Annotated in this window: 21 protein-coding genes and 1 tRNA gene; 3 read left to right on the forward strand and 19 right to left on the reverse strand. The window is 66.2% G+C overall.

Translation table 11 applies throughout. The features are described 5' to 3' along the window. Positions 1–110 precede the first annotated feature (110 nt). From rpoB to MAA8898_RS17195, 13 genes are all read right to left on the reverse strand, one after another. Positions 111–4,247 carry a DNA-directed RNA polymerase subunit beta gene (gene rpoB / locus MAA8898_RS17135; protein ID WP_094022248.1) on the reverse strand — a complete coding sequence of 1,379 codons (4,137 nt, stop codon included), beginning with the start codon at positions 4,245–4,247 and terminating at the stop codon, positions 111–113. Between the two features lie 645 nt (positions 4,248–4,892). Then, positions 4,893–5,276 (reverse strand): 50S ribosomal protein L7/L12, encoded by a 384-nt coding sequence (gene rplL / locus MAA8898_RS17140; protein ID WP_094022249.1) that lies wholly within the window; start codon positions 5,274–5,276, stop codon positions 4,893–4,895. 74 nt (positions 5,277–5,350) lie between these two features. After that, entirely contained in the window at positions 5,351–5,869 is a 519-nt protein-coding gene (gene rplJ, locus MAA8898_RS17145; protein WP_094022250.1) for a 50S ribosomal protein L10, read from the reverse strand. 308 nt (positions 5,870–6,177) lie between these two features. Further along, positions 6,178–7,017, reverse strand: coding sequence for a lipoprotein N-acyltransferase Lnb domain-containing protein (locus tag MAA8898_RS17150; RefSeq protein ID WP_094022251.1), 840 nt, complete (start codon positions 7,015–7,017; stop codon positions 6,178–6,180). Positions 7,018–7,045: 28 nt separating this feature from the next. Then, positions 7,046–8,929 carry an ATP-binding protein gene (locus MAA8898_RS17155; protein WP_094022252.1) on the reverse strand — a complete coding sequence of 628 codons (1,884 nt, stop codon included), beginning with the start codon at positions 8,927–8,929 and terminating at the stop codon, positions 7,046–7,048. A gap of 10 nt (positions 8,930–8,939) precedes the next feature. Next, complete coding sequence (locus MAA8898_RS17160; RefSeq protein ID WP_245853447.1) at positions 8,940–9,440, reverse strand: putative pterin-binding protein; 501 nt, start codon at positions 9,438–9,440, stop codon at positions 8,940–8,942. Between the two features lie 128 nt (positions 9,441–9,568). After that, complete coding sequence (gene rplA, locus MAA8898_RS17165) at positions 9,569–10,267, reverse strand: 50S ribosomal protein L1 (protein WP_094022253.1); 699 nt, start codon at positions 10,265–10,267, stop codon at positions 9,569–9,571. 5 nt (positions 10,268–10,272) lie between these two features. Then, the gene (rplK, locus tag MAA8898_RS17170) at positions 10,273–10,725 is read right to left on the reverse strand and encodes a 50S ribosomal protein L11 (RefSeq protein WP_094022254.1); all 453 of its coding nucleotides are present in this window, start codon (positions 10,723–10,725) and stop codon (positions 10,273–10,275) included. Positions 10,726–10,912: 187 nt separating this feature from the next. Beyond that, positions 10,913–12,085: a winged helix-turn-helix domain-containing protein gene (locus MAA8898_RS17175; RefSeq protein WP_094022255.1), complete on the reverse strand. Its 1,173-nt coding sequence runs from the start codon at positions 12,083–12,085 to the stop codon at positions 10,913–10,915. Positions 12,086–12,219: 134 nt separating this feature from the next. Further along, positions 12,220–12,753, reverse strand: coding sequence for a transcription termination/antitermination protein NusG (gene nusG, locus MAA8898_RS17180; RefSeq protein WP_094022256.1), 534 nt, complete (start codon positions 12,751–12,753; stop codon positions 12,220–12,222). 145 nt (positions 12,754–12,898) lie between these two features. Next, entirely contained in the window at positions 12,899–13,102 is a 204-nt protein-coding gene (gene secE, locus MAA8898_RS17185; RefSeq protein WP_094022257.1) for a preprotein translocase subunit SecE, read from the reverse strand. Positions 13,103–13,222: 120 nt separating this feature from the next. After that, positions 13,223–13,298 (reverse strand) — tRNA-Trp (locus MAA8898_RS17190). A gap of 70 nt (positions 13,299–13,368) precedes the next feature. After that, positions 13,369–14,292: a hypothetical protein gene (locus MAA8898_RS17195; RefSeq protein ID WP_094022258.1), complete on the reverse strand. Its 924-nt coding sequence runs from the start codon at positions 14,290–14,292 to the stop codon at positions 13,369–13,371. 408 nt (positions 14,293–14,700) lie between these two features. Here MAA8898_RS17195 and MAA8898_RS26335 point away from each other — a divergent pair, with 408 nt between their 5' ends. Together MAA8898_RS26335 and MAA8898_RS17205 are read left to right on the forward strand one after the other, a co-directional pair. Next, positions 14,701–14,922, forward strand: a complete 222-nt coding sequence (locus tag MAA8898_RS26335) for a hypothetical protein (RefSeq protein WP_094022259.1) — start codon at positions 14,701–14,703, stop codon at positions 14,920–14,922. Between the two features lie 105 nt (positions 14,923–15,027). Then, positions 15,028–15,249 carry a hypothetical protein gene (locus MAA8898_RS17205; protein WP_094022259.1) on the forward strand — a complete coding sequence of 74 codons (222 nt, stop codon included), beginning with the start codon at positions 15,028–15,030 and terminating at the stop codon, positions 15,247–15,249. A 139-nt stretch (positions 15,250–15,388) separates the two neighbouring features. Here the strand turns inward: MAA8898_RS17205 and tuf are convergent, their stop codons facing one another. Continuing rightward, positions 15,389–16,564, reverse strand: a complete 1,176-nt coding sequence (tuf, locus tag MAA8898_RS17210; RefSeq protein WP_094022243.1) for an elongation factor Tu — start codon at positions 16,562–16,564, stop codon at positions 15,389–15,391. Positions 16,565–16,688: 124 nt separating this feature from the next. After that, positions 16,689–17,258: a hypothetical protein gene (locus MAA8898_RS17215; protein WP_094022260.1), complete on the reverse strand. Its 570-nt coding sequence runs from the start codon at positions 17,256–17,258 to the stop codon at positions 16,689–16,691. 119 nt (positions 17,259–17,377) lie between these two features. Between MAA8898_RS17215 and MAA8898_RS17220 the strand changes: the two genes are divergently transcribed. Then, positions 17,378–18,748 carry a cytochrome P450 gene (locus tag MAA8898_RS17220; RefSeq protein ID WP_094022261.1) on the forward strand — a complete coding sequence of 457 codons (1,371 nt, stop codon included), beginning with the start codon at positions 17,378–17,380 and terminating at the stop codon, positions 18,746–18,748. Between the two features lie 115 nt (positions 18,749–18,863). Here the strand turns inward: MAA8898_RS17220 and MAA8898_RS17225 are convergent, their stop codons facing one another. From MAA8898_RS17225 to MAA8898_RS17240, 4 genes are read right to left on the reverse strand one after another with little or no spacing between them, the layout of a single operon-like run. After that, positions 18,864–19,439 carry a cob(I)yrinic acid a,c-diamide adenosyltransferase gene (locus MAA8898_RS17225; RefSeq protein ID WP_094022262.1) on the reverse strand — a complete coding sequence of 192 codons (576 nt, stop codon included), beginning with the start codon at positions 19,437–19,439 and terminating at the stop codon, positions 18,864–18,866. Position 19,440: 1 nt separating this feature from the next. After that, complete coding sequence (locus MAA8898_RS17230) at positions 19,441–19,641, reverse strand: twin transmembrane helix small protein (protein ID WP_094022263.1); 201 nt, start codon at positions 19,639–19,641, stop codon at positions 19,441–19,443. A gap of 57 nt (positions 19,642–19,698) precedes the next feature. Continuing rightward, positions 19,699–20,529 carry an SDR family NAD(P)-dependent oxidoreductase gene (locus tag MAA8898_RS17235; RefSeq protein ID WP_094022264.1) on the reverse strand — a complete coding sequence of 277 codons (831 nt, stop codon included), beginning with the start codon at positions 20,527–20,529 and terminating at the stop codon, positions 19,699–19,701. Between the two features lie 32 nt (positions 20,530–20,561). Continuing rightward, positions 20,562–21,389, reverse strand: coding sequence for an SH3 domain-containing protein (locus MAA8898_RS17240; protein ID WP_176445206.1), 828 nt, complete (start codon positions 21,387–21,389; stop codon positions 20,562–20,564). Positions 21,390–21,502: the final 113 nt, after the last annotated feature.

Below are 21,502 nucleotides of genomic sequence, written 5' to 3' on the forward strand. Positions count from 1 at the left end.
TCAGAGTTCAGAGGGTGCGGTGGGGGCGAGGGCGGGGGAAGGGCCTTCGAAGGCCCTTCGCAAAGCGGCTGCAAAGCCGCTTTGAAAGGCGTTTCCAAACGCCTTTCTCCTCACTCGTCTTCCTCCGCATCCAGGAGTTCCATGTTGAGACCCAGGCCGCGGACCTCTTTGACGAGAACGTTGAACGATTCCGGCACGCCGGCCTCGAAGTTGTCCTCGCCCTTGACGATGCTCTCGTAGACCTTGGTCCGGCCCGCCACGTCGTCCGACTTCACCGTCAGCATCTCCTGCAGGGTGTAGGCCGCGCCGTAAGCTTCCAGCGCCCAGACCTCCATCTCGCCGAAACGCTGGCCGCCGAACTGCGCCTTGCCGCCCAGCGGCTGCTGGGTGACGAGGCTGTACGGCCCGGTGGAGCGCGCGTGGATCTTGTCGTCGACCAGGTGGTGCAGCTTGAGCAGGTACTTCACCCCCACCGTCACCTGACGCGAGAACTGCTCGCCCGTGCGGCCGTCGAAGAGATCGGACTGGCCGCTCTCGTCGAAGCCGGCACGGCGCAGCGCGTCGTTCACGTCCGCCTCCTTGGCGCCGTCGAAGACCGGCGTCGCGATCGGCACGCCGTTGATGATGTTCGACGCCGCCTCGACGAGGTGGTCCTCGTCCATCCCGGCAAGACCCTCGTCATAGACCTCGTCGCCATAGGCGATGCGCATCGCCTCGCGCACCGGGGTCAGGTCACCCGACCGGCGGTACTCTTGCAGCGCCTCGTCCACCTGGATGCCCAGGCCGCGCGCGGCCCAGCCCATGTGGGTCTCGAGGATCTGCCCGACGTTCATGCGCGAAGGCACGCCCAGCGGGTTGAGGCAGAAGTCGACCGGCGTACCGTCGGCGAGGAACGGCATGTCCTCCATCGGCACCACGCGGCTGACCACGCCCTTGTTGCCGTGACGGCCGGCCATCTTGTCGCCCGGCTGAAGCTTCCGCTTCACCGCGATGAAGACCTTGACCATCTTCATCACGCCCGGAGGCAGGTCGTCGCCGCGACGGACCTTTTCGACCTTGTCCTCAAAACGCGCGTCCAGCGCCCGCTTCTGGGCTTCGTATTGGTCGTGCAGCGCCTCGACGTGCTTGGCGTCCTCTTCCTCGCCCAGGGCCAGCTGCCACCACTGACCGCGGGTCAGCGTGTCCAGCAGCTCCTCGGTGATCTCCGAGTTCGCCTTGATGCCTTTCGGGCCCTTCACGGCGGTCTTGCCCAGGATCATGTCCTTGAGACGCGCGTAGATGTTGCGGTCGAGGATCGCCAGCTCGTCGTCCCGGTCACGGGCCAGCTGTTCGATCTCTTCGCGCTCGATCTGCAGGGCGCGCTCGTCCTTCTCCACCCCGTGGCGGTTGAACACGCGGACCTCGACCACGGTGCCGTAGTCGCCCGGCTTCACCCGCAGCGAGGTGTCGCGCACGTCCGATGCCTTTTCGCCGAAGATGGCGCGCAGCAGCTTTTCTTCCGGCGTCATCGGGCTCTCGCCCTTTGGGGTGATCTTGCCCACCAGGATGTCGCCCGGCTCCACGTCGGCGCCGATGTAGACGATGCCCGCCTCGTCGAGGTTGCGCAGCGCCTCTTCACCGACGTTCGGGATGTCGCGGGTGATTTCCTCGGGGCCGAGCTTGGTGTCGCGCGCCGCCACTTCGAATTCCTCGATGTGGACGGAGGTGAACACGTCATCCCGCGCGATCCGCTCGGAGATCAGGATCGAGTCCTCGTAGTTGTAGCCGTTCCACGGCATGAAGGCGACGACGACGTTCTTGCCGAGCGCCAGTTCCCCCATGTCGGTGGACGGGCCGTCTGCGATGACCTCGCCCTTCTCGACCTTCTGACCCACCTTCACCAGCGGACGCTGGTTGATGCAGGTGTTCTGGTTCGAGCGCTGGAACTTGCGCATCCGGTAGATGTCGACCCCCGGGTCACCCGGGTCCATGTCTTCGGTGGCGCGGACCACGATGCGCATGGCGTCGACCTGGTCGATTACCCCGGCGCGCTTGGCCAGAACGGCGGCGCCAGAGTCGCGTGCCACGACCTCCTCGATGCCCGTGCCGATCAGCGGCGCCTCGGAACGCAGCGTCGGCACCGCCTGCCGCTGCATGTTCGAGCCCATCAGCGCGCGGTTCGCGTCGTCGTTCTCGAGGAACGGGATCAGCGAGGCCGCGACCGACACCAACTGTTTCGGCGACACGTCGATCAGGTCCACGTTCTCACGCGGGCTGAGGGTGTAGTCGCCCGACTTGCGAGTCGAGACGAGGTCGTTGCGGAAACGGCCTTCCTCGTCCAGCGAGGCGTTGGCCTGCGCCACGGTGTGGCGCATTTCCTCGGTCGCGGACATGTAGTGGACTTCGTCGGTGACCTTGGCGTCCTTGACCACGCGGTACGGGGTCTCGATAAAGCCGTACTTGTTCACGCGGGCAAAGGTCGCCAGCGAGTTGATCAGGCCGATGTTCGGGCCTTCCGGCGTTTCGATCGGGCACATCCGGCCATAGTGCGTCGGGTGCACGTCGCGCACCTCGAAGCCGGCGCGCTCGCGCGTCAGGCCGCCCGGCCCGAGGGCCGAGAGGCGACGCTTGTGCGTCACTTCGGACAGCGGATTGGTCTGGTCCATGAACTGCGACAGCTGCGAGGAGCCGAAGAATTCCCGCACCGCAGCGGCGGCTGGCTTGGCGTTGATCAGGTCCTGCGGCATCACGGTGTCGATCTCGACCGAGGACATGCGTTCCTTGATCGCGCGCTCCATCCGCAGCAGGCCGACGCGGTACTGGTTTTCCATCAGCTCGCCGACCGAGCGCACCCGGCGGTTGCCGAGGTGGTCGATGTCGTCGATCTCGCCCTTGCCGTCGCGCAGCTCGACCAGCGCCTTGACGCAGGCCACGATGTCCTCGCGGTCCAGCGTGCGCTGGGTGTCGGGCTTGTCCAGCGCCAGGCGCATGTTCATCTTGACCCGGCCCACGGCGGACAGGTCATAGCGTTCGCTGTCGAAAAACAGCGTGTCGAACAGGCTCGAGGCGGCCTCGACGGTCGGCGGTTCACCCGGACGCATGACGCGGTAGATGTCCATGAGCGCGGTGTCGCGGTTCATGTTCTTGTCGTTCGCCATGGTGTTGCGGATGTACGGACCGACGTTGATGTTGTCGATGTCCAGCACCGGGATCTCGGTCACGCCGGCGTCCAGCAGCTCCTTGAGGGTGCCGCCGGTCACTTCGCCGTCCTTGTCGACGGTCCAGGTCAGCTCGTCACCGGCCTCGACGTAGATCGCGCCGGTCTCTTCGTTGATGATGTCCTTGGAGACATACTTGCCGACGATGTGCATGAACGGCACCAGCAGGTTCTTGACCTTGCCGTCGTCGATCAGCTGCTTGACCGCGCGCGGGGTCACCTTCTTGCCGGCTTCGCCGATCACTTCGCCGCTGTCGGCGTCGACCAGGTCAAAGGTCGGACGCGTGCCGCGGACCCGCTCGGGGAAGAACTTGGTCGCCCAGCCTTCTCCCTTGCGGTGCCGGAAGGTCACCGTGTCATAATAGGCGTCCATGATGTTTTCCTGATCCATGCCAAGGGCATAGAGCAGGGTCGTCACGGGCAGCTTGCGGCGGCGGTCGATGCGGGCGAACACCAGGTCCTTGGCGTCGAACTCGAAGTCCAGCCAGGAGCCGCGGTAGGGAATGATCCGGCAGGCGAACAGCAGCTTGCCCGAGGAATGCGTCTTGCCCTTGTCGTGGTCAAAGAACACGCCCGGCGAACGGTGCATCTGGGAAACGATGACGCGCTCGGTGCCGTTGACGATGAAGGTGCCGTTCGGCGTCATCAGGGGCATGTCGCCCATGAAGACGTCCTGCTCCTTGATGTCCTTGACGGACTTGGCGCCGGTGTCCTCGTCGATATCGAACACGATCAGCCGCAGGGTGACCTTCAGCGGCGCGCTGTAGGTCATGTCGCGCTGCATGCATTCTTCGACGTCGTACTTGGGCTTTTCCAGCTCGTAGTCGACGAATTCCAGCACCGCCGTCTCGTTGAAGTCCTTGATCGGAAAGACCGACTGGAAGACACCCTTGATGCCTTCGCCGTCCATCGGTTTCGGCTGGTCGCCGGACTTCAGGAACAGCTCGTAGCTCGATTTCTGAACCTCGATGAGGTTCGGCATTTCAAGGACTTCGCGGATCTTGCCGTAATACCGACGAAGGCGTTTCTGCCCGAGGAAACTTTGCGCCATGAGTGGAGCCACCCTTTCGTGTTCTCTGTCCGCGCGGACTGGCTGTCGGGGGCCACAGCCGTCGGCGCGTCAGTGATGACAGACAACCGGATCCATTCTCGGCGCGCGTCCCACCGCGCACCACTCGATCCGGTCTGCCCTGCCTTGGAAAACCCCTCTCGCAGAGGGGCTTGCCAAGTCCGGGGCGTGCCGTGTGTCCTAGTGGGCCTTGTCTCGTGGGCCTTGTCTCGTGGGCCTTGTGTCCTTGTGGAGAACATCCCTTCCCTGTCCGGGCCTCCGCCTGGCACCTGCAAATTCCGGGAACCGCTGCAAGCCGGGGACGATGTTGAGACAATTCAAGTGATCGCGCCGACACCTCCCGATCCGGAAACAGACGAATGGCGGGTTCGAATCGCTCGACCCCGCGGGAGATTTCCGAATATTCGGTGAAGCACGCGAACGCAACCCCCGACAACGGGATTTGCGTTTATCCACATTCCCCGACAATGACAAATGTTGCCTCGATCGTCAAGCCGGGAAGCGGCAGCACCGGGGCGCGGGCGGGCACCCACCCTTGCGCGCGGATCCTTGACACGCAACGAAAAAGGCGCTCCCGGATGATCCGGAAGCGCCCCGACAGTGCGAAGGAGGCCAGGCCTCCCGCGATCACTTGATCTCGACTTCGGCGCCAGCCTCGACGAGCTTCTTCTTGATGTCCTCGGCTTCGGCCTTGGACACGCCTTCCTTGACGGCCTTGCCTCCGGCTTCGACCAGGTCCTTGGCTTCTTTCAGGCCCAGGCCGGTGATCGCGCGGACTTCCTTGATCACGTTGATCTTCTTGTCGCCAGCGGTCTTGAGGATGACGTCGAACTCGGTCTTTTCCTCTTCGGCTGCGGCGGCTTCGCCACCACCGGCCGGGCCTGCCATCATGACGGCGCCGCCAGCGGCGGGCTCGATGCCGTACTCATCCTTGAGGATGGTTTTCAGTTCTTGTGCCTGGAGCAGCGTCAGGTTGACGATTTGCTCTGCAAGTGCTTTCAGATCAGCCATTTTGAGACTCTTTCCGTAGGTTGTTGTGTTCCAACGCCGGGGCATTCACCCCACGCAGATCGTTCCGGTTTGCCTTAGGCCGCTTCGGCCTTTTCCTCGATGGTCGAGAGGATCGAAGCGATGTTCGATGCAGGTGCGCCAATCGCACCGGCGATGTTCGAAGCAGGTGCGCCGATGCAGCCGACGATCGAAGCGATGAGCTCCTCGCGCGACGGCATTTTCGACACGGCCTCGACACCGGCCCGGTCCAGGGCCGTTCCAGCCATTGCACCGCCAAGGATTTCGAACTTCTTGTTATCTTTGGCGAACTCTTCGACGACCTTGGCCGCAGCCACGGGATCCTCGGAGAAGGTCAGAACGGTCATGCCCTCGAGCAGCGACGCGATGCCTGCGCACGGCGTCCCCTCGACGGCGATCTTGGCGAGCCTGTTCTTGGCGACACGGACCTGGGCCTCACCCTTGCGGGCGCGACCGCGCAGATCCGTCATCTCGGCAACCGTGAGACCTTCGTAGCGGGCAACCACCACGACGCCAGAGCTTTCGAAGATCTGGCCGAGTTCCTCGACCACCTTTTCTTTCTGAGCTCTATCCACAGTTTCACTCCAGTTGTTGGAGGGCGGACCCTCCGGCTCATTTTGCCCGGGGGTTACCCCGGACGGCATGTCCGATGAGGGTCGACGCATCACGGAAAGGCCGGGGCCGTTCCGACCGGAACGGGTGGAGCCGTTCCGAAAGATGTCTCTTCCCGTCTCGGGCAGGAATTACAGGACCAGGGTCCAACCCACCGTCTCGGACGAAATGCCCGCGTGGCCGCGACGAATCGCGACCGGCAAGCAAGGCAGTCCAATACCATCATTGGCCGCAAAGCCAAGGGGCGATCGCGATTTTCCGCGCCGGCGTGTCAGCCTCCGGACCGCCGCGCCCGGATCGCCTGCGAGAACGCGACCGGGTCCGCGATGCCGTGAAACTCGCGGATCAGCGGCGAGATGTGGGCCCGCGCCCGTGCCTCGTGAAAGGTCAGCGCGGTCCCGAAAAACCCCTGTTCGTACAGAAACTCGGCGGCGTAGCCGGTCAGGACCCATGCCTTGTCAAAGGGCACCGCGTCTGGCGCGAATTTGTTGACCGTGCGTGCCAGCACGTTGGTGCAATTGGAAAACAGCGTGTTGTACCAGCGCGGCTGCGCCTGGATCTCGGCCGTTTCCGCGAGCATGGCTTTCAGCACCGCCCTTTGCTGATCCAGCGGGATGTCGAGGGGATACAGGTACAGCTGGTCGCCGGACATGAATTCGCTGTTGAGGTACATGTCGCGCTCGGTCGTCCAGACGAACAGGTACTCGAAGATCGGCAGGACCGCCGCCTTGACCGCACTGTACTCCTCGCCCACCTCGCGCCGCGCCTCGATCGAGGCGATATAGCTGGCGCCGTCGGAAAAGCTGAAGCTCAACATGGTGTGGGCGATGGCGTCATGACCGCCGAAAGGCTCGACCAGGAAGCCGGTGCCAACCAGCCTGTCCGGGTCGATCTCGGCCGCGATCCACTCCTGCCGCGTGACCGACCCGTCGGTCGCGTAGTCCCAGTTGCGGATGTTCGCCACGCGGTAGATGCCGCCGGCTTCGGTCACCTCGGGCAGGCGGCTGTGGTCGGCGCGCCAGGCGCGCGTGTGCGAGGGCTGCGACAGCTGCCAGTTCAGCAACAGCCCCCCGACCAGGGCAAGCGGGAGCAGGGCAAAATACCATTTCATGCGGCAGGTCTAGCCGAAAGCGCCGCGATCAGGAAGTCTGCCTGCGCCCCTCGCGCGTCTGCCTTTCGCGCGTCTGCCCCTCCCCTGCTTGCCGGGCCTGCGTCTGCCGGTCCTGTGTCGGCGCGGCCTGGCCGTCGGGTGCCTTGATCCCGTCGAGGTGCCGTGCCAGCAGCGCCATCAGGTCGCGCTTGGACACCGGCTTGCCCAGGACCTCGTTCATGCCGGCCGCGACATAGCCGTCGACCTGGTGGCTCAGGACATTCGCCGTCACCGCCACGATCAGCGACGGCGCGCGCCCGGTCTCCCGCTCCAGTTGCCGCAGTTGCTGCGTGGCCGCGACCCCGTCCAGCACCGGCATCTGGACGTCCATCAGCACCACCTCGCAGGCAGCGGCGCGGCACTGCTCGACCGCCTCTTCGCCGGTCTCGGCAAAGCGCAGGTCGGCCCGCGTGGCCCCCATGAACCGCCGCAGGATCAGCCGGTTGGTCGCGTTGTCGTCGGCGATCAGCACGCTCACCCCGGACAGATCGGGGATTTGCAGCGGCTCGTTGCGGATGGCGCGCATCTGTTCGGTGCTCGCCGTGCGCAGCGGCAGGTCGCAGAAAAAGGTCGCGCCGTGCCCGGGCCGGCTGACCACGGACAGGTCGCCGCCCATCGCCTGGCACAGCTGACGCGAGATCGTCAGCCCCAGGCCGCTGCCGCCATGCCGCCGGGTGACGCTGGCATCGGCCTGCACGAAGGGTTCGAAGATGCGCGCCTGCGCCTCGCGTTCGATGCCTGGCCCGCTGTCCTGCACCGCGATGACCAGCCGTTGCCCGTTCAGGTCGGCGCGGACGCGGACCGTCACCTTGCCGGCCTCGGTGAACTTGACCGCGTTGGCGACGAGGTTGTGCAGCACTTGCCGGATGCGGGTTTCGTCCCCCACGACGACGGGCGGCAGGTTTTCCTGCACCTGCAAGGTCAGCGTCAGTTGCTTTTCCCGGGCGCGGGCGCTGTAGAGCGCGCAGGCCGCCTCGACCAGGTCGCGCAGCACAAAGGGGCGATCCTCGGTGGACAGCTGGCCCGCCTCGACCCGGCTCAGGTCCAGCACGTCGTTGATCGTGCCCAGCAGCACGTTGCCCGACTGTTCGATCACCCGCAGGCATTGCGCCTGGTCGGTCGACAGCGGGGTCTCGGCCAGTTCCGAGGCCATGCCGAGGATGCCGTTCAGCGGGGTCCGGATCTCGTGGCTGACATTGGCGAGAAAGCGTGACTTGGCCGCGCTGGCCTCTGCCGCGGCCCTGCGCAGCGTGGCCTCTGCCTGCATGCCCTTGTTGGCGAAATAGACCTCGGCCAGCACGTAGATCATCAGCACAGCGATCAGGAATATCGCCGCCATTTCGGTCTGCTTGCGGCGGTCGATGACCTCCTGGGACGCGGCAAAACGATCGGCCGGGCTCTGGGTGCCGAACGCCTGTGTCCAGATGTCCCGCGAGTGCAGCACCAGTGCACCGACATCCTCGGCCATCCGGAACAGGTCTTCTGTATCGGTGGCCGGGGCGTACACGACCGGATCGTAGTGCTGAAGGACGCGGCGGTAGTCGGCCAGGACCGGCAGAAAGGTCCCGCCAAGGCTGACCGATTCCCGCTCGGCCACGTCGACCCGGCTCCACAGGATGTCGAACCGAAGGCGCAGTTGGGTGAGGTCGGCCCGGCCGGCCGCATAGGTTTCGACCGCGCCCACCAGGCGCTGGCTTTCGAACTGCAGTTCGCTCATCGCCCAGAGGGTATTGTTGACCTCGTTGACGGTCTCTGCCCGGTTGCGCTGGTGCGTCTGCTCGAACTCGTAGAGCATGAGCGCCAGCCCCAGGGCGCAACAGAGCGCCAGCAGCGCCCTGATCGCGCGCGCGTAGTCGGACAGCCAGCGCCACATCAATCTGGTCTCAGGGCCTGACCGTGATCCGGTTCAATTGCCAGATCATGCGGGAGCCATGCGCCTCGGTCAGCGGTTCCGTCCCGTTCATCGGGTAAATCACCCAGATCGGCCCCTTGTTGCGCGGGCGCATGGCCTCGCCGTTATGCTCGATCGCCAAGAGCACGTCGAAGTCGCGCGCATCCGACACCGGGATGTCGATGGCGTAATCGTTCAGCGCAATGGCCAGCAGCGTGCCCTCCGTGACGCCCAGCGCCTCCAGCAGCGACGCCAGGGTCGGACCGGCAAAGCGCTGCGGCCCCTCGGAATAGGGGGTGTACGTGTCGATCTCGCGCCACTCGAGGGCGTGGAGCATGTCGAGGTCGAAGACCGCGACATCATCGGCGTTGGTGACGGTCAGGTCGCCGGACACGGTCAGCAGCGGGCTGCCGGCGGGCGCATCCAGCGCAAGAACCGGTCCGCAGGCCAGGCTGGCCAGCATGGAAAGGGCTAAGATCAGGTATCGGGGCATGGGCAGCGGCTCCTGTCCGGGATGGTCCTGACAACCCGCATACGCCAGCGCCCTTAACGGCGGGTTTCCCCGCAACGAAAAAGGGCGGACCCGAAGGCCCGCCCTATCCGTCCGGTCACGCAAGCGGCTCAGTTGCCGGTCGCGCTCGCGATGTCCAGTGTCACACCCGGGCCCATCGTCGAGCTGAGCGAGATCTTCTTCATGTAGGTGCCCTTGGCGCCCGTCGGCTTGGCGGCCGAGACCGCGCCGACAAAGGCGCGGATGTTCTCGACCAGCTTGGCCTCGTCAAAGGACACCTTGCCGACGCCTGCGTGCACCACGCCGGCCTTTTCGGCCTTGAACTGCACCTGGCCGCCCTTGGCCGCATTGACGGCCTCGGTGACGTCCATGGTCACGGTGCCGACCTTGGGGTTCGGCATCAGGTTGCGCGGGCCCAGGATCTTGCCCAGGCGACCGACGATCGGCATCATGTCCGGGGTCGCGATGCAGCGGTCGAAATCGATGGTGCCGCCCTGGATGGATTCCATCAGGTCTTCGGCGCCGACGATGTCCGCGCCTGCCGCCTTGGCCTCATCGGCCTTGGCGCCACGGGCGAACACGGCGACACGGGTCACCTTGCCGGTGCCGTTGGGCAGCGAAACCACGCCGCGCACCATCTGGTCCGCGTGGCGCGGATCGACGCCCAGGTTCATCGCGATCTCGACGGTTTCGTCGAACTTGGTGGCCGAGCACGACTTGATCAGCTTCACCGCGTCTTCGACGGTGATGTTGTCCTTGCCGGCAAAGGCCTCGCGGGATGCGCGGGTGCGTTTTCCAAGCTTTGCCATGGTAGTTACCCCTTCACCTCGATGCCCATCGACTTGGCCGAGCCAAGGATGATCTGCATTGCTGCCTCGACGTCGTTCGCCGACAGGTCCTTCATCTTGGCTTCGGCGATCTCGCGCACCTGGGCCACGGTGACGGTGGCGATGGTCTCGCGTCCCGGCTTCACGGCGCCCTTGGGGCGGTTACGCTTGCCGACCGGCTTGAGGCCCGCCGCGCGCTTGAGGAACCACGACGCCGGCGGCGTCTTGATGTCCATGGTAAAGGACTTGTCCTGGTAGTAGGTAATCACGGTCGGGCACGGCGCGCCGGGATCCATCTCCTGCGTCTTGGCGTTGAACGCCTTGCAGAATTCCATGATGTTGATGCCGCGCTGACCCAGCGCAGGGCCCACCGGCGGGGAGGGGGTGGCCTTGCCTGCAGGGATCTGCAGCTTCATCTTGCCCATCAGCTTCTTGGCCATGAGCTTTCTCCTTGTCCATCTCCCCTCGGTCGCGACCTCGGGGCGTTGATGTGGCGTGGTGCGGTCCGGACATCGCGACGCCCTCGCCTCCCACTGCGGATGCACCCCGAGTCACCTCGGGACAGCATGAAGGCGCCGTCTAGACCAAGGCCGGGTCCTTGGCAAGGGGCCGCAACCGCCGCCGCGGTCAGACGCGGTCGCAGGTCCAGACGACATCCTCGACCCCGGCAAGCCGGGCCAGGCGGGACAGTTCCGCCTCCAGCCGCGACAGACGCCCCGCGCCGGGCCGCACCCCCGGCTCCCACCACAGGTTCTGCACCGTCAGGCGGCCATTGGCGCGCTCGGCCTTGGCCTCGACGCGGCCGACAAGCCGGTCCCCCTCCAGCAGGGGATAGACGTAATAGCCCCATTGCCGCTGCGCCGCCGGCACGAACATCTCGACCGTGTAGTCGAAGCCGAACAGCCGCCGCACCCGCGCCCTGTCACGGATGGCCGGATCAAACGGGTTGAGGATGCGCAGGCGCGACGTGGGCTGGGGCGCGCTGGCCAGGCGGTCCTCGATATCGACGCAGGCAACCCCCCTGGTCCAACGGCCGTCCACGCCCTCGATCAGCACCGGCACCAGCTGCCCCGCATCCCGCTCGGCCCAGGACGCCACCTCGTCGACCTCTGCCGCCTCCCAGAACTTGCGGATCTCGCCCAGGGTGCCAAAGCCCAGACGCGCCAGCGCCGCGCGGCACAGCCCGTCGACCTGCGCCTGGTCGGGCAGCACCTCGAACCGCAAGTCCTCGGGAAAGACCCGTTCGGCCAGATCGTAGTACTTGATGACGCCGTCCCGGTGGCAGGTCGCCAGTTCGCCGGCATACCACAGGTAATCCAGCGCCTTCTTGTGCGGCGGGCGCTGCCACATGGCACGCTCGCCCTCAATCTGCGTGTCGAAATCGCGCGTGCACAGCGCCCCCTCGTCGCGGATTCGCCCCCGGATCTCGTCCATCAGGGCATCGTCGCCGCGCCCGACGTACCAGGACCAGCGTTCGGCCTTCTGCCGCATCCGGTCGAACTGCCGCCGCCACAGCGGCAGCATCTCCATCGGCAGGACCGAGGCATCGTGGGTGAAATGCTCGAACACATTGCGGCCGCGCAACAGCCGGTCCAGGTCGGGCTCGCGGTAGCTCTGGTTGCGGCTCCACAGGATATGATGATGGGCGCGGCTGACCACCTGGATCGTGTCCAGCTGCACGAACCCCAGGTCGCGGATGATCGCCATCGTCTCGCGCGCGCCGACCGGCGGCTCGGCCAGCCCGTGCGCGGCCAGCCACAGCCGCCGGGCGTCCTGGTTGGAAATTCGCAGTTCCGTCACGGCGACCCCGGCACGACCTCAGAGAATGCCCCTGAATGCGACACCCTGCGCCAGTGCGCAATGACGCGACGGCCCACAACGCAAAAGGCGCGCTGCCCTCGCAACGCGCCCTCTTACATCCTGACAGAAAAGGCTCAGCCCTGCTTGGACACCTGGGTGAACTCCAGCTCGACCGGGGTTTCGCGGCCAAAGATCGACACCGCCACCGTCAGGCGCTGGTTGTCGTCGTCGACGCCCTCGACCATGCCGTCAAAGCCTTCGAACGGGCCGTCGTTGACCTTGACCCGCTCGCCGATCTCGAAGTGGATCAGCGTGCGCGGCTGGTCCTCGTTCTCCTGCACGCGGCCCAGGATCGCCTCGACCTCGGCGTCGCGCATCGGCATCGGGCGGCCCTGCGGCCCCAGGAAGCCGGTAACGCGGTTGATCGAGTTGATCAGGTGATAGCCCCGGTCGGACATTTCCATGTGCACCAGGACGTAGCCGGGCATGAAGCGGCGCTCGGTCGTGACCTTCTTGCCGCGGCGCACCTCGATCACCTCTTCGGTGGGCACGAGCACCTCGTCGATCTGGTCCTGAAGCCCCTGCTCCTCGACCGACGTCCGGATCTGTTCAGCGATCTTCTTCTCGAAGTTCGAGAGGACGCTCACCGAATACCACCGCTTTGCCATAGTCCACCTGTGATCTTGCCTGCCCCGGACGGGCGTTCCAGAAACAAAAAAGCGGCGCGCAACCTTTCCGCCGCGCGCCCTTCTCGGCGGGGTCCTACCGTCGTTTCGGACCCGATGCAAGCGCTTCTCGCGCCCGCGGCAGCGCTCAGCTGTGGCCGATGACCGACAGCAGGCCCTGCAGGCCGGACCGGATCCCGAGGTCCACCAGCGCGAAGAAGATCGCCGTCAGCGTCGCCATGATGAAGACCATGATGGTGGTCAGAAGCACTTCGCGGCGGGTCGGCCAGACGATCTTGCCGACCTCTGTCCGCACCTGCTGGATGAACTGAAGCGGGTTGGTGGTTGCCATGCTGGGTGTTCCCGTGCCTTCCAAGGTTTGCCCGGAGATACGCCCAGCCGCCGGCAAATACAAGGCCAAGCCCCGGTCAAAGCGTCCCGTGATGCAGTCCGCCAAGGATGTCCGGAGAGTTGGCAGGGGCAGCAGGGTTCGAACCCGCGACCTACGGTTTTGGAGACCGTCGCTCTACCAGCTGAGCTATACCCCTCGAGTGCGCCGAGAGTTACGGAATCGTCCCGCGGAATTCAAGAGCGAAACTCCGCCCCGCAGCGCGGAAATCACCCCTTGTCGCCGGTTTCCGGCTTGTTGCGAAAGCCGAACGCCTTGCGCACGCCGGGATTGGCCCGGACCGAGGCCGTCAGGCGGCGCATCTGGCGGTCGATGCGCAGCGGCTTGACCATCTGCTTCATCTCCCGGTGCAGGCGGATCATCTCCTCGTCCGGCATGGCGGCCAGGGTCAGCCCCTCCAGCAGGCCCGAGGGAATCGCCCGCACGCAGAGAAACGACACCGAATCCCGTGGCACATGGACCAGCGGCACCAGGTAATCGCGCAACAGCGCCATCTGCGCGGCGATCCAGGGCTGCTGCCACCACAGGAAATCCTGCTGCACCACCACGGACCGCCCCGGGATCAGGTGCGGCAGGAACTGCGCGCTCATCTGGTCCATCGACTCGGCGGTCTTGGAGGCATCCATGACCAGCACCTCGATCTCGCCGCCCGGCCAGCCGATGTCCTCGATCTGCCCCTTGCGCAGCTCGATTCCCTGCCCCCAGGGCCGCAGGAACTCTGCCGCGACGGGCAGAAGGTCGGTGCCGTGCGGCTCTGGCAGTGGCATCGGGGGCAGGCCGCATTCGCTGGCGGGCGGGCTGGCGCAATAGGCGCGGTAGCGTTCGGCGAAGACATCGTAATCGGTGACGTCGAACTTGTCGTAGCCGTAGACCACCTGCTGACGCCCGGCCTGGGCAACGCCTTCGGCCAGGCAGGCCGCCGAGCCGCCGGCGAAAGAGCCAAGGTCGACGATCGCCCCGTCACCGCGCGCCCAGTCCCGCGTCAGCGCGACATAGTAGGCCTGTTCGTCGAACTGTAGCATGGTCGGCACCAGCGCGGCCCGCCCGATGTCGGCGGCGGTGGCCCGCTCCCAGCTTTTCTCGGCGAAAAACCTCGGCAGAGGGTCTGCGGAGCCTTCAGGGGGTGGTGTCACGCGGGACCTCGGGTCTGACGTTGCGGTTTGTGTGTACCATGCGGCCAAGTCGCGCCGGGAACAAGCGCCGGGCAGATGCGCCGCACCCCAATGGCCGTTCTCAAAAACATGTGAAAAGCCTGACAACGCCGCAGTCCTCGCCGCCGATCACAAGGATCGCCAGGCGAGGGAACCGGCGCGTGCCCCTGCAAATCCTGACCCGCACCAAGCCTGTGCAAAACCTCACACTGACCTGTTCAACAAAATGAAAATCAACATGAAATCGGCGTGAAGCCGCGCGAGCGCGACGTGATTTCCCTCCCCGATCCGGAGCCCCTACCTGCTGAGATGTCGGACAGACAGACCGGCACCCAGACGACCGCGGCGGAACGATCCGCCGCACGGACAACAGCAGAAAAGGAAACAGACATGAAAACCTTCATCGCCTCCGCCCTGATCGCCGCCGCCACCATCGCCGGCACCGCCCAGGCCATGACCGCCCCGTCTATCCCCAGCGAAGCCAGCGCAATCGTGCCCGGCGCGGATTTCTCTGGCCTGACCAACGCCGAGATCCACGCGCTGATCAACATCGTGCACGGCGACGGCAGCAACGGCGACAAGCAGGCCGCCATCCGCGGGCTGCTGCGCTGACATCTCAGCCGACCAGAATTGCACCCTGCCAGGCAGACTGACTGGCACTTCCTGACGACCGGCGGGCCGCGTTGCGCCCCCGACCCCTCAAGAAAGGAACCCCTCATGAAAACCTTCATCGCTTCCGCCCTGATCGCCGCCGCCACCATCGCCGGTACCGCCCAGGCCATGACCGCCCCGTCTATCCCCAGCGAAGCCAGCGCCATCGTGCCCGGTGCGGATTTCTCCGGCCTGACCAACGCCGAGATCCACGCGCTGATCAACATCGTGCACGGCGACGGCAGCAACGGCGACAAGCAGGCCGCCATCCGTGGACTGCTGCGCTGACGCGCACCGCGCCACCTGCCGCGCGTCCGGTCGCGCGGCAGGTGGGCAGCCAAGAAAAAAGCCGCCCCGAGGGGCGGCTTTTCCGTGTCAGCCTGAGCGCCATGCCTGCCACCCATGCGGCGGCAGGCAGGCGGTCCGGTTACTTCAGGATCTTGGTGACGACGCCCGAACCGACGGTCCGGCCGCCTTCGCGGATGGCAAAGCGCAGGCCGTCTTCCATGGCGATCGGGGCGATCAGTTCGACGTTGAACTTCAGGTTGTCGCCCGGCATCACCATCTCGGTGCCTTCCGGCAGGTTCACCGTCCCGGTCACGTCCGTCGTGCGGAAGTAGAACTGCGGCCGGTAGTTCTTGAAGAACGGCGTGTGGCGGCCGCCTTCTTCCTTGGTCAGGATGTAGACCTCGCACTCGAACTCGGTGTGCGGCTTGACCGAGCCGGGCTTGCACAGCACCTGGCCGCGCTCCACGCCTTCACGGTCCACGCCGCGCAGCAGCGCGCCGATGTTGTCGCCGGCCTCGCCGCGATCCAGCAGCTTGCGGAACATCTCGACGCCGGTGCAGGTCGTCTTGCGGGTGTCGCGGATGCCCACGATCTCCAGTTCGTCGCCGACGTTCACCACGCCACGCTCGACCCGGCCGGTCACCACGGTGCCGCGGCCCGAGATCGAGAACACGTCCTCGATCGGCATCAGGAACGGCTGGTCGGTGGCGCGCGGCGGCTGCGGAATGTAATCGTCCACGGCGGCCATCAGTTCGCGGATCTTGTTCTCGCCGATCTCCGGGTCACGGCCTTCCAGCGCGGCCAGCGCCGAGCCGGCGATGATCGGGATGTCGTCGCCCGGGAAATCGTACACGGACAGCAGTTCGCGCACTTCCATCTCGACCAGTTCCAGCAGTTCCGCGTCGTCCACCTGGTCGACCTTGTTGAGGAACACCACCATCGCCGGAATGCCGACCTGGCGGCCCAGCAGGATGTGCTCGCGGGTCTGCGGCATCGGGCCGTCAGCCGCGTTCACCACCAGGATCGCGCCGTCCATCTGCGCCGCACCGGTGATCATGTTCTTGACGTAGTCGGCGTGGCCGGGGCAGTCGACGTGCGCGTAGTGCCGCGCCTCGGTCTCGTACTCCACGTGCGCGGTCGAGATCGTGATCCCGCGCGCCTTCTCTTCCGGCGCCGCGTCGATCTGGTCGTAGGCCTTGAAGTCGCCGAAATACTTCGTGATCGCCGCCGTCAGCGTCGTCTTGCCATGGTCGACGTGACCGATCGTGCCGATGTTGCAGTGCGGCTTGTTGCGCGCGAACTTTTCCTTTGCCATCTTCCAGACGCCTCACGGGTTGAGGGGGCCGCTGACGCGCCCCGGTTTCATCGCGCGCCGTTTATTGAGTCGGGCAGCGAAAATCAAGCACCACTTGGATAATTGCCCCGCCGATCCGCCGGGATCAGGCGCCGCAGCCACCGGCGACGCGGGTCGCGCCCCTCGGCGGCTTGTAGCCCTCGGTGAACCAGCCGTCGCTTTCCATCTGCTCGCGCAGCCAGGTCTCGATCTCCTTGGCCGCGGTTTCGGCCAGGCGCTGCATCTGCTGTTCGCGCGTCAGGTTCAGACGGGATTCGAACACCTGGATGACCATCACGTCGTGCACCTTGGGGTTCATCTTGATGCAATTGGCGTCGTCGAACACCGTCACCGCCAGGTGCAGCGCCGATTTCCCCGGCACCACCGGCGGCGGCAGCGAATAGGCCATCACCTTCAGCCCGAGGTGGTAGATACTGTCCCCCTCGAAGCGTTCGAACCGCGCCTTGGCCGCCGTGTCGACGACCGCGATCCACTCTTCGGCGGTGGCGTCGCGCGACACCAGCAGCTTGGCCGGTTCCGGTTTTTCCGCGACGGCCGCGACATAGCCCAGCACGAAATTGCCCAGCGGCTCTGTCGGCTCCGACAGGTCCCTGGTCGCGTCGGTGCAGGCGGCGAGTCCCAGCACGAAAGCCAGGGCGGCAGCGATACGGATCATCGACATCCCTCCAAAACCGCGCCTCCGATAGCGCGGCCTGCACCTGCCTGCAATCGGCGCGCCCCTTTGTCGACCCCCCGCGCACCGCTATGTTGACGACAGAGACCGTGGAGCCACAGATGACCCTCAAGCCTCCCCTCGGCAGACCCGCCGCGCTGCCCGTGCAGGTGCCCCTGGCGACCCGTCCGCTGAACATGCTCGCCAGCCTGCGTGCCTCGCGCGAGAACGTGCTGTCGATCATCCCCGAGGTCGCGCTGCGCCTGCCGATCGTCTCGGGCCGGACGGGCAAACGCTGGCACATGCTGATGCAACCCGCCGCGATTCGACGCATCCTTCTGGAAAACCTGGACAATTACCCCAAATCGGTGATCACCAAGAACTTGCTGCGCCCCGCCGTGGGCGAAAGCCTGTTCATCGCCGAGGGGGCGCACTGGCGCTGGCAGCGGCGCACCGCCGCGCCGGTCTTTTCGCACCGCAACGTGATGAACCTGGCCCCGGTCATGTCGGCGGCGGCGGCGCGCTCCGTGGACCGCATCGCCGCGGCCGGACCGCGCGCGGTGGACCTGATGCAGGAGATGGTCACCGTCACCTTTGACGTGATCTCGGCGGTCACGTTTTCGTCAGGCGCAGGGTTCGAGCGCGATGCCGTGCACCGCGCGATCGACGCCTATATCGCCGAGGCGGGCAAGATCTCGCTATTTGACATACTCGGCTTCCCGGACTGGGTGCCGCGACCTGGCCGTGCCTTCGGGGCGGGCGGGGTGGCGGACATGCGCAAGGTTGCCGACCGCGCCATCGCCGATCGCGCGCGGCGCGGGACCGAAGGTGTTCCCGATCTGCTGGACCTGTTGCGCGACGGGACAGACCCCGAAAGCGGCCGGCGCATGACCCCGGCCGAGCTGCGCGACAACCTGCTGACCTTCATCGTGGCGGGGCACGAGACGACGGCGCTGGCGCTGTCCTGGTCGCTGTACCTGCTGGCCTTTGACCAGGCGGCGCAAGATCGGGCACGGGCCGAGGCGCGGGCAGTTGTCCGGGACGGCGTGGCGCAGGGCGCGGACCTGCCCGGCCTGACCTTCATCCGGCAGGTGGTGGACGAGGCGTTGCGCCTCTATCCGCCGGGCGGGCTGGTCTCGCGCACCGCGCAGGGGGTGGACGAGCTGTGCGGTACGCGGATCGAGCCGGGCGACACCGTGATGATTCCGATCTATGCCGTGCATCGGCATTTCGACCTGTGGGAGGCGCCGCACGCCTTCCGCCCGGACCGCTGGAGCGCGCGCAAGCCCGACCGCTACGCCTACCTGCCCTTCGGCGACGGCCCCCGCATCTGCATCGGCGCCAGCTTTGCCTTGCAGGAGACGGTGATCGTGCTGGCCACCCTGTTGGCCAACTTCCGGTTTACCGCCGTGAAGGGCCGCGACCCGAAACCGGTGATGATCCTGACCCTGCGCCCCGAGGGCGGCGTCTGGCTGGAGGCGGAAAGGCTCTGAGCGCAGGACAACCCAGCCGCTCCGCCGCAAAAGGTCACTCGCGATTCGCGCCCGCCCTTTGGGCCAGGGCTGCGCCCTTCCGGTCGCCGCGGCGTCCACTGGACGCCCCGCCGGTCTACGACCGGTTCGCGCCCGGAACCCACAAGACATCGGCCTTGCCGTCGTCGTTGGCGATGCGCGCGGCGACAAAGAACCAGTCCGACAGGCGGTTGAGGTACTTTACCGCCTCGGTGTTGACCGTCTCCATCGTCGCCAGTTCGACGGTAAAGCGTTCCGCCCGCCGCGCCACCGTGCGGCAATGGTGCAGGTGCGCCGCCAGCGCCGACCCGCCCGGCAGGATGAAACTGCGCAGCGGTTGCAGCCGGGTGTTCATCGCGTCGATCTCGCGCTCCAGACGGGTGACCTGCCCTGCCACCATGCGCAGCGGCGGGTATTCCTTTTCCGCGTCCTTCTCCATGTCCGGCGTGCAGAGGTCCGCGCCCAGGTCGAACAGGTCGTTCTGGATGCGGCTCAGTTGCCCGTCCAGGTCCCCCGTGGCCTGCAAACGCGCCAACCCGACGACCGAGTTCAGTTCGTCCACCGTGCCATAGGCGGTGACCCGGGTGGCAAACTTGGCCACCCGCGCGCCGTTGCCCAGCGCGGTTTCGCCGGCATCGCCGGTCTTGGTGTAAATCTTGCTCAGCACGACCATGTCAGCTTCTCCGCAGCCAGACGAACAGCAGGATCAGCAGGACCGCGACGAACTGCGCCCCGATCCGCCAGCGCATCGCCCTGTTCGCATGTTTCTTGTTGAACTCCCCGCCCTTGGCAAAACTGCCGATGCCAAAGAGCAGGATACCGACGACGCCCAGCATGACGACGGCGATGACGATGAACAATGGGTCCTTGGTCATGACGACTCCCGTGGTTTGGGCAGGACATAGCGGAGCCCAGGGGAAAAGCGAAGAGTCCTAGCCCTTGGCCGTCAACCAGTCCAGCGCCCGGGTCGGCAGCAGCCGCTGCGCCGCCGACATCATCCAGGTCACCTTGGTAATGTAGTAGCGCGGGCGCGGGCGCGGGCTTTCCAGTGCGTGGATCAGCCTGGCCGTCACCGCCGAGGGCGGCAGTTCAAAGGCGTCCGGACCGCGCTCTTCGTACAGACGCTTCAGCAGTTTCGCCTCGTACTGCGCGCGGCGGGGGCTGGCCTGCCAGTCGATCCAGCGTTCGAAATGCGGGATCGCGTTCTGCCGGATCTTCGACGTCACCGGCCCGGTGTTCAGCGTGACGACGTGGATCGGCGTGTCGCGCATCTCGATCCGCAGGGTGTCGGTCAGCCCCTCGGTGGCGAATTTCGTCGCCGTGTAGGCCGCCCGCCAGGGCGCGTAGACCAGCCCCAGCACCGAGGAATGGTTGACGATCCGCCCGTATCCCTGCGCCCGCATCACCGGGATCACCGCGCGGGTCAGGCTGTGCCAGCCAAAGACGTTGGCCTCGAAGATCGCGCGCAGCGCCTCGGTCGGCAGGTCCTCGGCGGCGCCGGGCATGGCGTAGGCGCCGTTGTTGAACAGCGCCCCCAGCGTGCCGCCGGTCGCCTCCAGCACCTCGGCCAGGGCCCGGTCGATGCTGGCGGGGTCGGTGTAGTCCAGTTGCGGGGCCTCGAAACCCAGCGCGCGCAGGCGGTCGCAGTCCGCCTGTTGACGGCAGGAGGCAAACACCCGCCAGCCGCGCGCCCGCAGTCCCTGCGCCGCGTCGAAACCGATCCCCGAGGAACAGCCGGTGATGAGAATGGAACGGTCGGTCATCCGCGCGCTGTAGATCAGCCCGGCGGCAAAAGCTAGTTGCGCCGTTCCAGGAAATCGTCGGACATCCAGCCCACCTGTTCGCCGTTCAGGGTGCGCAGCCTGACCCAGCCGTCACCGCTGTCCTCCAGCACCTCGACCTCGTCGCCCTCGAACAGCTGCGTCACCACGTCAAAGCTTGTGGCGGGGCCGTCGCGCAGGTTCACCCGGGTGCCCGTCACGGTTCGAAACTCCGGCTCAGCGGACAGCAGGTCGGGTTGTGCGAGAACAGGCGTCCCTTCGGCCAGCGGCGTGCCCAGCGGCTGCGCAGCCCCCAGCCCGGCGATGAAGGGTGTCTCGGCCGCCGGGTCCACAGGCTCGCCGATGTCAAAACTCTCGGCCGGCGGCGGCGTGACGTCGCTGTCCTGAATCGCCTGCGTGATCGCCAGCGTGAAATCGTCGCCCAGCTGGTCGCGCAGCGTCTCGGGGTCGGGCGTTTCGACCAGGGGTTCGGGTGCAGGGGCGGCGGGCGCGGGCGCTTCTACCACGCGCTCGGGCACGCGCACGGATTTCGATGGCAGCGGATCGCGCGTCTGCAAGGAACTGACGCGCGGCTCGACCTCGACCACCGGGGCCAGTTCGCGCGGCTGGATCGTCAGCCCGGCCGGGCGCGGCGCGACGACGGGCGCGGCGGGCTTCACCTCGGCCAGGATCGTGACGCCATGCTCGCCGGGCTCGAACTCACTGCCACCAGACATGGCGTACCAGGCCCAGCCCAGCGCGGCGAAGGTCACGCCCATCAGGCCAAGACGCCAGGCAGCCCCCCGGACGCGCCGCAACGCGTCGCGCCCACCGGCCTGCACCGACCCAAGTATGTGTCTCATTCGCAGCATCGCCTGTTGTTAACCGATTCCCGGCGTTCCTCTAAGGGAAAATCCCCCGGTTTTTCCCGCCCCACCGCTTGCTGCGCCGGCAACGCGTCGCTATCACAACATCT

Origin of the sequence: Antarctobacter aquimaris (assembly GCF_900184945.1) — a bacterium.
GTDB classification, from domain to species: domain Bacteria; phylum Pseudomonadota; class Alphaproteobacteria; order Rhodobacterales; family Rhodobacteraceae; genus Maliponia; species Maliponia aquimaris.

Coding starts and splice junctions, on each gene's coding strand:
- rpoB (WP_094022248.1), bottom strand. CDS start 4,247: ATGGCGCAAAGTTTCCTCGGGCAGAAACGCCTTCGTCGGTATTACGGC.
- rplL (WP_094022249.1), bottom strand. CDS start 5,276: ATGGCTGATCTGAAAGCACTTGCAGAGCAAATCGTCAACCTGACGCTG.
- MAA8898_RS17150 (WP_094022251.1), bottom strand. CDS start 7,017: ATGAAATGGTATTTTGCCCTGCTCCCGCTTGCCCTGGTCGGGGGGCTG.
- MAA8898_RS17155 (WP_094022252.1), bottom strand. CDS start 8,929: ATGTGGCGCTGGCTGTCCGACTACGCGCGCGCGATCAGGGCGCTGCTG.
- MAA8898_RS17160 (WP_245853447.1), bottom strand. CDS start 9,440: ATGCCCCGATACCTGATCTTAGCCCTTTCCATGCTGGCCAGCCTGGCC.
- rplA (WP_094022253.1), bottom strand. CDS start 10,267: ATGGCAAAGCTTGGAAAACGCACCCGCGCATCCCGCGAGGCCTTTGCC.
- rplK (WP_094022254.1), bottom strand. CDS start 10,725: ATGGCCAAGAAGCTGATGGGCAAGATGAAGCTGCAGATCCCTGCAGGC.
- nusG (WP_094022256.1), bottom strand. CDS start 12,753: ATGGCAAAGCGGTGGTATTCGGTGAGCGTCCTCTCGAACTTCGAGAAG.
- secE (WP_094022257.1), bottom strand. CDS start 13,102: ATGGCAACCACCAACCCGCTTCAGTTCATCCAGCAGGTGCGGACAGAG.
- MAA8898_RS26335 (WP_094022259.1), top strand. CDS start 14,701: ATGAAAACCTTCATCGCCTCCGCCCTGATCGCCGCCGCCACCATCGCC.
- MAA8898_RS17205 (WP_094022259.1), top strand. CDS start 15,028: ATGAAAACCTTCATCGCTTCCGCCCTGATCGCCGCCGCCACCATCGCC.
- tuf (WP_094022243.1), bottom strand. CDS start 16,564: ATGGCAAAGGAAAAGTTCGCGCGCAACAAGCCGCACTGCAACATCGGC.
- MAA8898_RS17215 (WP_094022260.1), bottom strand. CDS start 17,258: ATGATCCGTATCGCTGCCGCCCTGGCTTTCGTGCTGGGACTCGCCGCC.
- MAA8898_RS17220 (WP_094022261.1), top strand. CDS start 17,378: ATGACCCTCAAGCCTCCCCTCGGCAGACCCGCCGCGCTGCCCGTGCAG.
- MAA8898_RS17225 (WP_094022262.1), bottom strand. CDS start 19,439: ATGGTCGTGCTGAGCAAGATTTACACCAAGACCGGCGATGCCGGCGAA.
- MAA8898_RS17230 (WP_094022263.1), bottom strand. CDS start 19,641: ATGACCAAGGACCCATTGTTCATCGTCATCGCCGTCGTCATGCTGGGC.
- MAA8898_RS17235 (WP_094022264.1), bottom strand. CDS start 20,529: ATGACCGACCGTTCCATTCTCATCACCGGCTGTTCCTCGGGGATCGGT.
- MAA8898_RS17240 (WP_176445206.1), bottom strand. CDS start 21,389: ATGAGACACATACTTGGGTCGGTGCAGGCCGGTGGGCGCGACGCGTTG.